General features: G+C 59.6%; 13 protein-coding genes and 1 pseudogene. 1 reads left to right on the top strand and 13 read right to left on the bottom strand.

What is annotated here, in order from left to right; genetic code table 11:
- From WJ542_RS17165 to WJ542_RS17140, 6 genes are all read right to left on the bottom strand, one after another.
- The coding region (locus tag WJ542_RS17165; protein ID WP_411190427.1) for a hypothetical protein at positions 1-223 on the bottom strand (223 nt) is incomplete at its 3' end.
- Positions 224-525: 302 nt separating this feature from the next.
- Positions 526-936 (bottom strand): P-loop NTPase family protein, encoded by a 411-nt coding sequence (locus WJ542_RS17160; RefSeq protein WP_411190426.1) that lies wholly within the window; start codon positions 934-936, stop codon positions 526-528.
- Positions 937-1,000: 64 nt separating this feature from the next.
- Entirely contained in the window at positions 1,001-1,225 is a 225-nt protein-coding gene (locus WJ542_RS17155) for a hypothetical protein (protein WP_411188278.1), read from the bottom strand.
- On the bottom strand, positions 1,222-2,016 hold the full coding sequence (locus WJ542_RS17150) for an ExeA family protein (protein WP_411188277.1): 795 nt from the start codon (positions 2,014-2,016) through the stop codon (positions 1,222-1,224). Before WJ542_RS17150 ends, WJ542_RS17155 begins: the two co-directional genes overlap by 4 nt.
- A 3-nt stretch (positions 2,017-2,019) precedes the next feature.
- On the bottom strand, positions 2,020-3,342 hold the full coding sequence (locus tag WJ542_RS17145) for a DDE-type integrase/transposase/recombinase (protein ID WP_411188276.1): 1,323 nt from the start codon (positions 3,340-3,342) through the stop codon (positions 2,020-2,022).
- A 129-nt stretch (positions 3,343-3,471) separates the two neighbouring features.
- Positions 3,472-4,005 (bottom strand): DUF6431 domain-containing protein, encoded by a 534-nt coding sequence (locus WJ542_RS17140; protein ID WP_411188275.1) that lies wholly within the window; start codon positions 4,003-4,005, stop codon positions 3,472-3,474.
- A 645-nt stretch (positions 4,006-4,650) separates the two neighbouring features.
- Between WJ542_RS17140 and WJ542_RS17135 the strand changes: the two genes are divergently transcribed.
- The gene (locus tag WJ542_RS17135) at positions 4,651-6,084 is read left to right on the top strand and encodes a hypothetical protein (protein ID WP_411190425.1); all 1,434 of its coding nucleotides are present in this window, start codon (positions 4,651-4,653) and stop codon (positions 6,082-6,084) included.
- A 321-nt stretch (positions 6,085-6,405) separates the two neighbouring features.
- On the opposite strand, the gene WJ542_RS17130 is transcribed toward WJ542_RS17135, so the two are convergent.
- From WJ542_RS17130 to WJ542_RS17100, 7 genes and pseudogenes are all read right to left on the bottom strand, one after another.
- Positions 6,406-7,068, bottom strand: coding sequence for a TniQ family protein (locus tag WJ542_RS17130; protein WP_411190596.1), 663 nt, complete (start codon positions 7,066-7,068; stop codon positions 6,406-6,408).
- Positions 7,069-7,156: 88 nt separating this feature from the next.
- Positions 7,157-7,573 (bottom strand): hypothetical protein, encoded by a 417-nt coding sequence (locus WJ542_RS17125; RefSeq protein WP_411190604.1) that lies wholly within the window; start codon positions 7,571-7,573, stop codon positions 7,157-7,159.
- Between the two features lie 153 nt (positions 7,574-7,726).
- A pseudogene (locus WJ542_RS17120) lies at positions 7,727-8,122 on the bottom strand (TniQ family protein); the annotation flags it as partial.
- A 4-nt stretch (positions 8,123-8,126) separates the two neighbouring features.
- Positions 8,127-8,987, bottom strand: coding sequence for a TniB family NTP-binding protein (locus WJ542_RS17115; protein ID WP_411190424.1), 861 nt, complete (start codon positions 8,985-8,987; stop codon positions 8,127-8,129).
- Positions 8,984-10,957 (bottom strand): Mu transposase C-terminal domain-containing protein, encoded by a 1,974-nt coding sequence (locus WJ542_RS17110; protein WP_411190423.1) that lies wholly within the window; start codon positions 10,955-10,957, stop codon positions 8,984-8,986. The genes WJ542_RS17115 and WJ542_RS17110 overlap by 4 nt, the downstream gene beginning before the upstream one ends.
- The gene (locus tag WJ542_RS17105; RefSeq protein ID WP_411190422.1) at positions 10,935-11,570 is read right to left on the bottom strand and encodes a TnsA endonuclease N-terminal domain-containing protein; all 636 of its coding nucleotides are present in this window, start codon (positions 11,568-11,570) and stop codon (positions 10,935-10,937) included. Before WJ542_RS17105 ends, WJ542_RS17110 begins: the two co-directional genes overlap by 23 nt.
- Positions 11,571-11,731: 161 nt before the next feature.
- On the bottom strand, positions 11,732-12,154 hold the full coding sequence (locus WJ542_RS17100; protein ID WP_411190421.1) for a helix-turn-helix domain-containing protein: 423 nt from the start codon (positions 12,152-12,154) through the stop codon (positions 11,732-11,734).
- Between the last annotated feature and the right edge of the window lie 159 nt (positions 12,155-12,313).

Raw genomic sequence — 12,313 nt, 5'->3', positions numbered from 1 at the left:
TGTGGCTGCAAGAGGCCGGGAATGGCGCGGCAGATCTAGCTTGCCGATCTGCCAGATACTTACCCAGCGATCGGGGATTTCCCTGGGTTCCCGGTGTCGCAATGCGCTGGGCCGGTTTTGCGTCGGGCGATAGCGTGAAGCTTTCATCATCCAAATGCTCGAAGTTGCGGTTATTTTCTATAAATCGTTGTTTTAATTGAAAAATAATGGTGATTGCCGCCATCGTACGGCAGCCGGGAGGGGGACAACGCCCAGCGCCAGGCGCGCCCGTCACGCGATACCTGTCGAGATTCACTTAACCTGGAACTGTTCATGTAGCTAGGATAAGGCTTTCCGGTCGTGCTGCTCAGGCAAACTTTGAACCGGTGTTTCGCTTAAGTTTGAACTATCTGGGCGTTCGTTCACTCAACTTTGAACTTTCTGAATGCCCCTCTCAGCCAGCCTGCGTAGTGGGCGCATCGGACCGAGTTCGGCCACTTTCGGCCATTCGACGCTGCACCACGAATCGTTGACAATAGCGGAAAATCAGACGGCGGGTGAAATCAACTCGATGATTTCCTGCACCCGATCTTCGATGGCCTGATCTTGCTCGAATCGCAAGACACGGCACCGACGACTTTTCAGCCACGCTTCGTGCCGCGCCCGGCTGCGGCCTGGTAATTGTCCCTGTTCATACTGAGCGGACCAAGCCATGAATGCTGGATCGGCGCAGCCGAACAAGGATATCTCCCGCGCCTCTATCCTCTGGAGTCGTAGATCTGTTGGCAGTGAGAGGAAGATAACCAGATCGAAAGCATCCTCCAGTTCGCTGCCTGTTCCGTCGCGATCTAAACGGTATTCTGTAGTGCGAGATATTTGGCGTTGAGACAGTGGCGGATGTCTCGCGCTCAGCGAGAATGAATGAACCGCAGTCGAACGCGAGACGTAGATCGACACCCGGCGCAATGTTGTCGCGCGCTGCAAGAGCAACGGCCCCGGGATGCTCGCCCGGGGCCGTCGCTCAGAACGGATCGTCGATGTGATGCCGCACCGGGGCGGACCATGGTTGCCTGCTGCGCTGGATCTGCTCTGCGTATGCGCTGCTGAACCACAGCAGCCAGTCGCACAACAGTTGCTGGATCTGGGCCGCCGCCTCGTCGGTGAGCGCGGGTAGCGGCGGCGGTCGTGGCCCGATACGCGTGGACGGTGTGCGTGACTGACCTGGCTGCTGAGGGCGGCGGCTCATCGCATTTCCCCAATCGCCTGCTGCAACAGCTCGTCGGGCAGATGGTTCAGCCCTTTGGGCACAGCCAGCTGCATGGCGGTGCGCAGGATACGCCCGGCATTGCGCGGCAATCCGCGCGAAGCCTGGCGCAGCAGTTCGAGCCCGGTTTCGGAGATCAGCGTGTGGTTGCAGCCGGCGGCCTTGAGCGCGTGGGCGATGAGCTGTGCGAAGCGGGCGTGCTCGGTGACGGGCTGCAGTTGCACGCGGGTCTGGATGCGGCTGTAGAGCGCGGCGTAAGCGTTGCGCTCGAGCATCGGGGCCAGCTCCGGATGGCCGGCAAGCCACACGGTGATGAGACTGCGGGCGTCGAAGGCGAAGTTCAGGAACGAGGGGAAGTCGCGGAAGAACTCCGGCGGCAGGTTCTGCGCCTCATCGATGATCCACACCGGCAGGACCTGCTTGCCGTTGGCCAGCTCGGTGATGCGCTGCTTGATGTCGCGCCACAGGTCCGCGCGCCGGTAGCTGGGTTCGAGCCCGAGTTCGCGGGCCAGCGAGCGGTACAGGTCGATGCGCCCGAACTCGGTCTCGGACAGATAGATGGTCTGGTAGCGGTGCGGATTGAGGTTGCGCGTGAGGTGGCGCAGCATGGCGGTCTTGCCCACGCCGGGCTCCCCGGTGAGCAGGCCGATGCCGGGGCTGTCGAGCAGCCACTGGAAGCGTTCGGACAGGCGCGCGAGCGCGCCATCGTCCCACAGATCGGTGCCGTCGGTGTCCAGCGGCGCGCAACGCAGGCCGAAGTGTTGGCGGTACATGTGTCAGTCCTCGCGACGGTAATGATGTTGATGGACGAGTTCGATGAGGTTGGCTGTGGCAGCGGGCGCTGCAGTCGCGGCAACGGCGGGCGTCCTGCTGCGCCGGCGCCGGCTGTTGGCCAGCGCATCAAGCGCGGTGGCCGCGCCCAGTGGAGCGCCCTGCCTGCTCTGGACACGCACGACCGTACCGGCGTGCGGATCGACGACGAGCACGACGTAGTGGCCGCTGAGTTCATAGGGCACCTCGAAGACGGCGCCTTCGTACGAGACGGTGCCGTCGCGGCGCACGCGTCGCTCGACGCGGTGCAGGAACAGCTCATCGAGCCTGGGGGCAAGCGAGCCGAGCGCGCGGATGCGCGGCAGGTCCTGCCGGTAGCGCGAGAGCGGCGTCACGTTCTCGCCCAGCGCGCTGTGTGGCTCGCAGTGGTAGACCTGTTCGAGCCACGCCCACAGCCGCGCGTTCAGGTCAGTCAGCTCGCGGATGTGTGTGGTGTCCAGTTCGGAGAGGAACTGCTCGCGTACGGTACGGTGCCAGCGTTCGAGCTTGCCCTTGCTTGTGGGCTGGTAAGGCTGGCAATGCACGAGACGCACGCCCAGGTCTGCGCAGATGGTCTGCAGGCTCGCGGCGCGATAGGCCGCGCCGTTATCGACGACGAGCATCTTTGGAATTCCGCGACGCAAGAGCGCCTGCTTGAGCACGCCCTCGATCTCGAGGGCCGTCTCGGACAGACAGAAGGCGCTGTGTGCAACGAGGCGCGAGGCATCGTCCATGAGCGAGACGAGATAGGTCTTGCGGCGCGCCCCGCCAAACGAGAACGTCGGGCCGTGCATGACGTCACCGTACCAGATGGAGCCAGCGTACTCGGCCACGAAGCTGCGCTTCTCCTGGGCAACGACTGTAGGGCTGGCGATACGCGAGAGGTCGTGAGACTTGAGCAGGCGGTGCACGGCGCAGCGTGAGAGTGTGCCGCGCGCCACGATGCCGGTGGCCTCCAGCAACAGCCGGATCTGGCGCACCGAGCGGCTGGGGTTCTCGCGTTTGGCGGCGAGCACCGCAGCCTGCACGACCTCGGGCAGCTTCGAGCGACCCGTGTCGGTGCGCGGCCGGATGGCGAGCCCTGCGATGCCTTCGCGTCGCCAGGCGTAGTACCACGTCTGCAACGTGCGCTCGCTGATGTGACGCCGGCGCGAGCCCGGGATCGCGTACTCCTTGAGGGCGAGCTGACGCAACAGCTGTAGCAGCTCGCCGCGTTCGAGTCGCTCGCGGCTCACGATGGGGCCGAGCACGGACAGCCGGAACAGCGCCACGGGGTCGATGTCGTTCATGAAGTCTCCGTTGAAGTGGAAGAGACCTCATGAAACGCCTGATGCCGTGCAGGCGGCAGTGGGCAGACCCTGTGGGTTGCCCGTTACCGCGTCCGGCAGTGCGTCTCGTGTGGAATTGCGTTCAGCCGATCACGGGACATCGAGGCCATCCAGATCAAGCCAGGCCATCGCACGCGACAGCGACATGAGCGCGAAGCAGGGGCGCCAGAAGGTCGCCGTGTCGGCTGCGCGGCCCAGTTCGGGCAAGCGGCTTCGCAGGGCGAAGGCAAAGTCCTCACTGCAGCGCATGAGCCATCGCCACCAGCGGCGCACGGTGTGGCGATCGATGCCGACCAGGGCTGCGATGCGGCGCAGCGACAGGCCAGAGAGGATCAGGCAGAGCACGAGTTGCTGCAACGCCCAGCCGTACCAGCGCAGCGGGCAGATGCACAGCGGCAGGCGCGAACAGGTACGTCGGCAGGCGGCACAGCAATAGCGTGGCACGGGCACCGGATTGAGCGCGCCGGTGACGCTTCGGTCGGCCTTGCGTTCATAGAAGCCGTGCGCCCACAGGCACGTGCGGCCGCAGTGCGGGCAGCGGCCGGGATGATAGGACTGGGGCGTGGTGACGATGGAGCGAAGATGCTGTTCGAGCGTGAGAAAGGAATGTACGATCCGAAGCATAGGCCGGGCTGTTCTGCGTTCGTGGGCTGGTGTGAGAGCCGTCTCACGATAACAGAGGAGTACCGGCCTATCTCATGTCCACCGCATCGCACGATGCTCACGCTGAAATTCAGGAAATCGCCCTGGACGAACGCGAGACAAATACCCCCCGCCCAAACTCAAATAGCCCGAGCCGTAACAGCTGCCCCAGCCGCACACTGAGCCAGAGACTATGGATGCATGCGATGAGGTGAGTTCGGCTAGAAGCATCTTCAGCCGCACCTCGGGATCGTATTTCTCTTTGAACGGTGGAACGGTCGGCTTCCAATAAAAGCTGTCAGCATCCGCAAAGCCGAAGCCAAGCTGGACCGATAGCGCACGACCCAGTGTCGTGGACCCTGATCCAGGAGCACCGACGACGTTGATACGACGATATGGGGCGGTGTTCATGAATTGAGCCAAGTTTAAATTGGAAGTATATGGCCGGTTCTTGCCACCGGATGCGCTCCACCGCGCCGCACGGAGTGAAATTGCGTCGTTCGCTGTTATCGTCGACGCGAAAGATGAGGGCGCTCGTCGCTTCTATGAGCGGGAGAGTCTCCTCGCATTGCCCGATCAGCCCATGAAGCTATTTCGGCCGATAACTGATATCTGGCGGCTCTTCTGATGATGCGCGACCTGACCGAGGAATGCCTTCGAATCCTGAACAAGGGCTTATTCGAGATCACCGATCCCGGCCCACTCCATCAGCCAATTCGTAGCTTTTCGATCCGCCGGGACGAAAAGCTGAACCTTATCTTGGAGACTGAGGCCGCCCCCAATGCGACGTCGGCGGCGATCAATCTGCCGCCAGGCACGGTTCGTTTGACGAACGAGCGGGCGCTCCTCCGGAGCGTGGGTGGTCTCGAAGGGGAATTCTTTGGGCTGATGCCCTACAGTCAGAATCGCCAGACCCTCGGTGTGACCGAGCAGCCCCTCAAGGAGCTGGCTCGGGTCGATGTCGCCAAGACAAACAACCCGTCCGGGGCGCCCGCGGCATACGTCATCGACTGGCTCGAAAACCTGCCCACGAGCCCATACGTTTGGCCAGCGGCTTCCGGCGTGGTTACCAGAACCATCACCACTCGAAGAATTTCTCTGAACGACGGCATCACTATCGCGAGCGATACCGACCGTTCCAGCACCTCGTGGAACTCTGCCAAGGTGACGGTGGATGGCGCGACCTTCTACGTTTGCGCGCTCGACAGAGAAGACCGCCCCGGCGCCATCAAGCCGGGGTGCATCGTCTACGATGGCGCCCCAGACGACGAGTTTCGAAAGAAGGTCCGCACAGGCCTTTCTTTCGCGATGGGCGTGTACTTGGTCGATCTCGGCACAACCCACTACGATGCCGAATGGAACGTCGTGTCCACGCTCGCACGGAGCGCCTACAGCCTGCGCCGCCATGCCTTCGACATTGAAACTCTCCAGCTCGCGCCGCTCGGCGACCGCTTCCTGAATGAGCTTGGCGCCCCACAACTGACACAGGCGATCCAGGCATTTGTGACGGCGTTCGACTCCCTAGATCTTGCGAACCTGCACTGGGCCTTCTGGCATGCCTGCGCCGCCACTCCGCACATCGCGCCCGCTCACTTCGGCGCGGCGATCGAGGGCTTGCAGAGTGCCTACACCAAAGCCAACCCCGGAAAGGTGCGAGAGGGCTGGGCCACCCGAGACGAATGGAAGATCCTCAAGACTGCACTCAGCGACGTCATCGACGGCGGCAACATCTGCCTTGAGGCGAAGATGGCCTTGAAGAATAAGCTGCCTACCTTCAATGGCATTGATCAGCGTCAGCGGCTGAAAGACGTGATGGCCGCCTTGAACCTTGAGCTGGGCGATGACGAGGACGCCGCGTGGCGCCGACGGAACAAAGCCGCCCATGGCACGCCGATCCCGCAGGGTCAGGAGGTGGCTGCGATCCGGGACATGAAGCTGCTGAGGGGGCTGTTCCAGCGCCTATTGCTACGGATGACGAACGCGGCTGATCAGTACATCGACTACGCCTCGCCCAACCACGAATATCGGCCTTTGCGTCAAGCGCCGCCGACCATCGGTTAAGCGTCGGTGAATTCGCTGTCGAAACCGATGTCAGCCACACGCTGGGTCAGAGTGTGGTCTTCGAGCGCACTGTGGAAGTAAGTGCTCGGCGAAGTGCGGATGTGGCGGCAGCACTCCAGAAACGGCCGTTGCAGTCGGACAAGTGCGAGCGGCGGCTAAGGGTCGCGAAGTGCCGGTCCTGGCTGTCCAGCAACGGCTATTCGAGCCAGTCGCATACATGCGGCTTGAGGGGGAGGCGGCTGGCTGCAACGGTCGGTTCTCCGGATGGCTGACCATGCTCAGTCATATACTCTGCATTACTGATGCAAAGCAACCGGCGATCTATATCGCACGGGCATCTGCCGTTGCAGAGTTTGTCGGCGCAACCCGCGGGCCATCCCACTGATAATTTCCTCGTAGCCATAGGAGGAAGTCGAGGTCGAACCGCTTGGCGAACCCTTCGATGAAGAAGTGCCCGTGCAACACTGCAGATACCAGGAAATTCTGGACTGCCAGTTCTCGATCATCAATGGTTGCACAAGGGCAGGCTGCACCACTATGAGCTCTTGAGTGTCCGCAAAGGTAGCAGTGTGATATGTCCAATAGGTCTCCGTTGGGAGAGTGGCCGAGACTGACCTTGGTGCTGATGATAGAAACGCCACATTCCGGACAGCGCTCCATGAGCGCATTGCGATGGACGGGGCAATACTTCCAGTCCTTGAATCGCCATTGAATTCGTAGATATGGGACCTCATCGTCCGCTAGGCATAACGCGCATACTCGATAGCTCGGCTCGCCGTGGATGTCAAAGTTCAGGAGCGTCTTCACGCGTGGAAAATCGCGGACGCTCTTGAATACGCTCCCAAGCGAACGCAGGCGTTTCTCAGCAACGCGCGTGTTGCTTCCAATACGGCAAAGATGATCGATTGGCAACTGAACATCGGGATCGCGGCGCCGGGGTATCCCGAGGTATCCGAGCAACTCGTGATATGTGACCGCGTGCATCTGACAGGTGCGGATTATCCATGAAGCGGGGGACTCGTCGTCGAATGGCAGGGGCGCGAGCAGGATGCTGGGTGGCCTCTTACTCATCTTACTCGTCGAATAGAAGTAACTGCCGTTCGTTGCGACGCGGCGAGCGGTTACGGTCGCAGACGCGTTTGCCAATCAGCCGAGAGCATATGGATTCGACGAGTTGAACGTCCGCAAGAGATCCGCAATCAAGTCGGAGCGCTTCCAGCGCGGCGCGATGTATGGCAGCACCAGTCGCGTGTCTTTTTGACTCGATGACTCGAATTAGTTGGTCGTAAGCACGACAGCAAAGTGCAGAGGCTTCATTCGTAGACAACAATCGATTCGCTGCATGTGATTCGCGAGGGCCCACATTGCTGTCGACCGCACCGAATATCCAAAGTAGCCGCGCAAATGTATCGACCGACAGGCCATCGAACATGCTGAGTGCTTCGTCCAACGGATGCAGGCGAAAATGAGCCACGCCGAGGAGGTACATGATCTGACTGCTGACCGCTAGTTCTCGCGGGTCGCCGCGCTGGACGGGTTGATCCGCATCGGTCAGAAGGCGGCCGCACTCGCAGATGTCGATCGAAGGACGCCTCCAGCTAACGGGGCGCCCGCAAATGCACCGATCTAGCAGACGCAACTTGTGTGTCGGGCATGCCGTAACGAGACAGACCGACCATGCGGCAAGGGTTCGCGCATGCTGCCGGATACAAGCAGGGCACAACTGAGGCCGGGTTTGCCGGAGATGGTATGGGCGAAGAAAGTCGTGCCCAAGGAAGCGGGCTCCATGCGCCTCGCCGCGAAAGTATCGAGTGACAAAGGCACTGCGAAGTCGCACTGGCGTGCAGCCGAACATGAGCGCAATGGCGCCGGAGGAATTGGCGGGAAGGTATAAATGGCCCGGCGAGGCCAGCCGCCGGGCGAGCTCGTTGAACGTAATTCCATTGAGCGTCGCCATCCGCAAAGCGAAGCCGACGCCGTCCTCATCGGCATCAATTTCGTCTTGCCGCGGGTATGGAACGGTTGCCTCGACGAACATCACATTACTCGAACGGGTTCGCCGAACTAGTGTCAGTGCCGAACACGCGACGGAATGCCAAGCTCAAGTGGCTCCGGGTCACCTCCCGCTCGCTCTTGTCAATCGCGATCATCGAGGACTCGATAATGAGGGATTTCAGCAAGCGCATGGTGCCTTTGGTGGCTTTGAAGATGGCGGTGGCGTAATCGGTGCGCAGCGACGATAGATCGATGTCCGGCACCGCGGATGCGAACGCCTGGAGGATGCCTCGCCAGTCCTCGTCATTGTCGAAGGCAGGGAGGGTGATGACTGTCGGTATTCGAGTGGAGAGTTGTGGGTCTGCCCTTTCTATCGATCTCAGCGTTTCGGTTCCCGATAGCAAAATCGGGCACCCCGTTCGAGACATCAGCCGCTTGGTCCAGTCAATGATTGCTGCATGAACCTCTACCTTACGGGCGAGAAACACGTGCTGGAATTCGTCTAGAGCGATCAGCCGGATATTGTGCTGTTCGATCGCGTCGACAAGGACATTGAACAATGCGGCATTGGTCCTCGGCCTTGATCGTGGCGGTATGGCGTAGTTGAAATTTGCTAACAGATCCTCCTGGATCTGGCTGACAGTTGGGGCCTCCTTAAGCGAAGCAACGATCACGCTGTTGGGTGTCAGAAATGTCCATTCGCAGATGTTACTTCGCACGGAATCGATCAAAAGAGTCTTGCCGGAGCCCGCGGGTGCAATGATGCTGACTCCGACCGGATGACGAAAGTGGTTGCCTAACTGCACAACGCGACCGATGCCCTCCAGAGCCTCCTTAAATCTCGTGTGATGGACGCGAATACCGGCAATGCGAGAGCCGACCACAAGTGCTTGTTCACTGTAGATCATTTCGCATCCTCCAAAAACGTTTCGAACGAAGGAATGGGTCTTTTCAGTTCGATGGTTTCCTCGTCGGAGGCGAACTTCTCAGGTGGCGGAGGCCGTCGATGTGGTGACGATGCCGGTGCGATCGACACGGCACTGACCTGCTGAAACAGGGAGAAATCGCGGGGTGCACGCTTGATGCGCTTGCCCGAAGCAAACGCTGCTAGCCAGCCATCTTGCAATTCGAGCCTGGCTTTGCGCAGCAGGTCGGGTGCATTTGCAAGCGTCAGCCTCTGCTTCGCTGCGGCGCGAATTAGTCGATGCTGTGTCGAGGAAAGGCCGGTCGCATATTCCTGGTCTTTTGCCTGCACCGATACCCATGCCCCAGTGTGGGGATGTTGTACGAAGATCGAGCCGAGGTCGTAAGGGTTGTAGGTCATTGTCGCTCGAAAATTTGTGCCCATTTCGCGCCGCATCTGCGCGAGCTCGTCGCCGGTATAGGTCAGCCATTCGTGGACGATGCCGTCATGCCGAACGGCAACCGTTTTACGCGGGCCTGCCAGGACATCGAGGCTCGAATAGTTGTCGACGAAAGCGGGCGCCGGGCAAGCATTCAGGCCCTCCAGAAAAAGATCAACCGGACGACTCATCTTCCGCTGATTGATTTCGAAGGGATGGACGTCAACCACCCATTGCAATATGCCGTGACACAGATCAGAAAACGTGATGCACGCTGTCACGCCGGGATCAATCGGATCCGGCTGGCGCCCGGGTTTTTGCGGCCGCCCGTGCGCAGGTAGCTGGCGTGTCAATTCTCCCAAGCTGCGCTCGACCGTCGGTTTGAACCACGGCATACGAACGGGGCAATACTCGAGATCGGAACACAACTCGTTCATGATGAGGCGTAGTCGGTCTGAATGGACCGACAGGGCGTTGTCGACAACGAGTGTTTCCCACAGCCCCATCGCGTGCCATCGATTCGATAGCTTTGCAGCGGTGGTGATCGCATCTTTCGGCTGGACTGCTATTTTTATGCTCTGCAAGATCCGGGCGAGCGTTTCGCCTTCGAACGAAATGTAGAAGCCCAGGATATAGCTGCTGTAGCCGCAAACCAGAAACGTGATTGTTGGCCGTCCCAAGGGAATACCCCAGCGATCATCGATCACCCAGATGTCGAGCAGCGTGTGGTCCATTTCGACGCGCTCGAGCGGGCGCGTCGCGTAGATCCCAGGCTTCGACGATCGCCATTTATGTCGAGCCTCGGCTGTTCCGAGGCGTAGGCGATCTCGATCAAATGGAGGCACTTCGTACGCGATGCGACGCACGGTCGATGAGCTTACATTGGCAACCCCGAGGGGCATTCGGCCTGCCTTGGCTTCCTCGTTGAGCGCTTGAATGACGCGATCGTGTACTTGGCGCAGAGACGATCCACTTTTTCTAAAGTAATATCGGGCAAGCACCTTCTCGATTACATTTCGAACTGCGGGAGGTATGCGTTCCCGTCGTCTGCGGCGCACGTGCCCAGAGACAAGGCAGCTCGGGTTGCCGGCGTTACTCTCAAACAAGCGCATCCAACGCATGACCGTTGATGTGCTGGGCGGTTGATTGTCCCGGATCGACGTGGCGAAGTGCTCAATCGCTTCGGTGATGCGCGAGCGCTGGCCCTTTGAGATTCCACGGCGGCGCATATAACGCAGGTAGTCATTTGCGCGTGCATACGCGTGCTGATAGCGTTCAGGGATCGACGCCACGCAGACAAGGTTGCGCTCGGTGGCCAGCGTGCCCTTACCACCGAGTGCGTCAGCGTCGCGTATGACTTCGAATTTGCCGACTGTAATGTCGGCGGTAAGGCGCGCGATTGTCTCGGTGCGGATCTTGCCGGTTTCGGCGTGCTCGAGTTGAACATGCCGATCATCCACGACTCGCTGCACCCGCCATTGAGCGTTGCCGCACCGCAGGACGAGCCCTCGTTCAAGTATGTAGACAGCCATCATCGCCCCCGATCGGATATACAAATTGGGCATCATCAAAATGTAGCGATGGGCTTACGCGTAGTTGCCGCCGGCCTATGAGGTGAAGAACCGTTGATATGGGGACTTCCGCAGCGCGAGATAACTCGTCGATCGCGATACCTTTGCGATGGCGAAATGCAATTGCCAGTACGCCGATGGTTATTCCAGTAGGCAGGCGGCTGCGGGCGTGGCGGAGCAGGATTCCAGCTCGTTCGTGACGTTTATCGGCGTGGATGTATTGTTCCGTCGCCACCAGGAATCGATAGCCCTTGTCAGCAAGGACGAGACCCGCGTATTCGAGGCGCGCGCTGTGTTTGGGATTAGCTGCGTGTACGCTCGGCTTTACCTCGACGACGGTTTTGCCGTGCTTTTGGTCTAGCAGGAAATCCGGCGTGTAGTTGCCGAATTCTCCGAGGTCCATGGTAAACGGCTGCGCGGATATGGCGGAATTTTCTAGATCGAGGACGGCCAGACGAAGGAAATCTCGCTCGAGCAGGCTCTCGTACTCGATGGCGGTGGGTTGAAACCAGGGACATGCGACGAGGCCGACGCGTCGATAGGGCGAGCGCGTGACCACCTTTCTGACACCAGGCATGGTCTTTCTCCAAGCGAAAGATATCCGCTTCCGACGTGGGAAGAGCTTGAAGAGGACTTGACATGGTCGCGAACGGCACCGATACTGAGCTTGCTAGGGCGTGTATCTGTAGATGCGCGCGACGCCGTCTCGTCCTCAGGGGCTAGGCGGCGTTTTTATTTCTACATCGGCATCTCCTGTGCGGTTGCCGGGCCGCGATTCAGCTTTGACGCAGAATTGTGTGCCTTTCCTTGTCGAACACCGTCAAGCACACCGCGGATGAAGCGGATGTCCCCATGCGATAGTATGGGAAGCATCTCGAATAGCTGGGCACATAGTGCGTAGGAATCTACCGGAGCTCCGGCAGGTGGGAAGTCAAAGCGGCGAGAGATAGCAAAGGCATGCTGAAGGTTAGCTTCTTCATCAGGTGCCAGATTTAGTAACCTCGCTATCTTTGGCACTAGCGACTGATCCTTTGGTAGCTTTGTGCCACATTCGAGCGCCGATATGTACGCTTGGCGATAACCAAGGCGTTCTGCAAACTGTCCCTGTCCAAGTTCAAATCGAGCCCGCAGAGTCCGGAGTACGACCGAGAACGGTGTCATATCGTTTATTCGCTCGGGTGCAGAAATCTGCTGGTAGAGTAGGTAAATATTTTCTTCCTATCAAGATGTATTTCTCTTTGATTCTTGTGCTGAGATCAAAATGAGGATTTTCTTTGCAAATTGCAAATTTGCGATTTGGTTAGGTCGTTTAATTCTGTG

It is taken from the genome of Paraburkholderia yinzeri, assembly GCF_046581065.1.
Taxonomy (GTDB): Bacteria; Pseudomonadota; Gammaproteobacteria; order Burkholderiales; family Burkholderiaceae; genus Paraburkholderia.
This window is presented reverse-complemented; position numbering and strand designations above follow the sequence as displayed.

What these genes read in the sequence shown, in the direction of transcription:
- WJ542_RS17135 (WP_411190425.1), top strand. Translation starts at nt 4,651, where the DNA reads ATGATGCGCGACCTGACCGAGGAATGCCTTCGAATCCTGAACAAGGGC.
- WJ542_RS17100 (WP_411190421.1), bottom strand. Translation starts at nt 12,154, where the DNA reads ATGACACCGTTCTCGGTCGTACTCCGGACTCTGCGGGCTCGATTTGAA.
- WJ542_RS17155 (WP_411188278.1), bottom strand. Translation starts at nt 1,225, where the DNA reads ATGAGCCGCCGCCCTCAGCAGCCAGGTCAGTCACGCACACCGTCCACG.
- WJ542_RS17105 (WP_411190422.1), bottom strand. Translation starts at nt 11,570, where the DNA reads ATGCCTGGTGTCAGAAAGGTGGTCACGCGCTCGCCCTATCGACGCGTC.
- WJ542_RS17140 (WP_411188275.1), bottom strand. Translation starts at nt 4,005, where the DNA reads ATGCTTCGGATCGTACATTCCTTTCTCACGCTCGAACAGCATCTTCGC.
- WJ542_RS17150 (WP_411188277.1), bottom strand. Translation starts at nt 2,016, where the DNA reads ATGTACCGCCAACACTTCGGCCTGCGTTGCGCGCCGCTGGACACCGAC.
- WJ542_RS17125 (WP_411190604.1), bottom strand. Translation starts at nt 7,573, where the DNA reads ATGTACCTCCTCGGCGTGGCTCATTTTCGCCTGCATCCGTTGGACGAA.
- WJ542_RS17115 (WP_411190424.1), bottom strand. Translation starts at nt 8,987, where the DNA reads ATGATCTACAGTGAACAAGCACTTGTGGTCGGCTCTCGCATTGCCGGT.
- WJ542_RS17130 (WP_411190596.1), bottom strand. Translation starts at nt 7,068, where the DNA reads ATGCACGCGGTCACATATCACGAGTTGCTCGGATACCTCGGGATACCC.
- WJ542_RS17145 (WP_411188276.1), bottom strand. Translation starts at nt 3,342, where the DNA reads ATGAACGACATCGACCCCGTGGCGCTGTTCCGGCTGTCCGTGCTCGGC.
- WJ542_RS17110 (WP_411190423.1), bottom strand. Translation starts at nt 10,957, where the DNA reads ATGATGGCTGTCTACATACTTGAACGAGGGCTCGTCCTGCGGTGCGGC.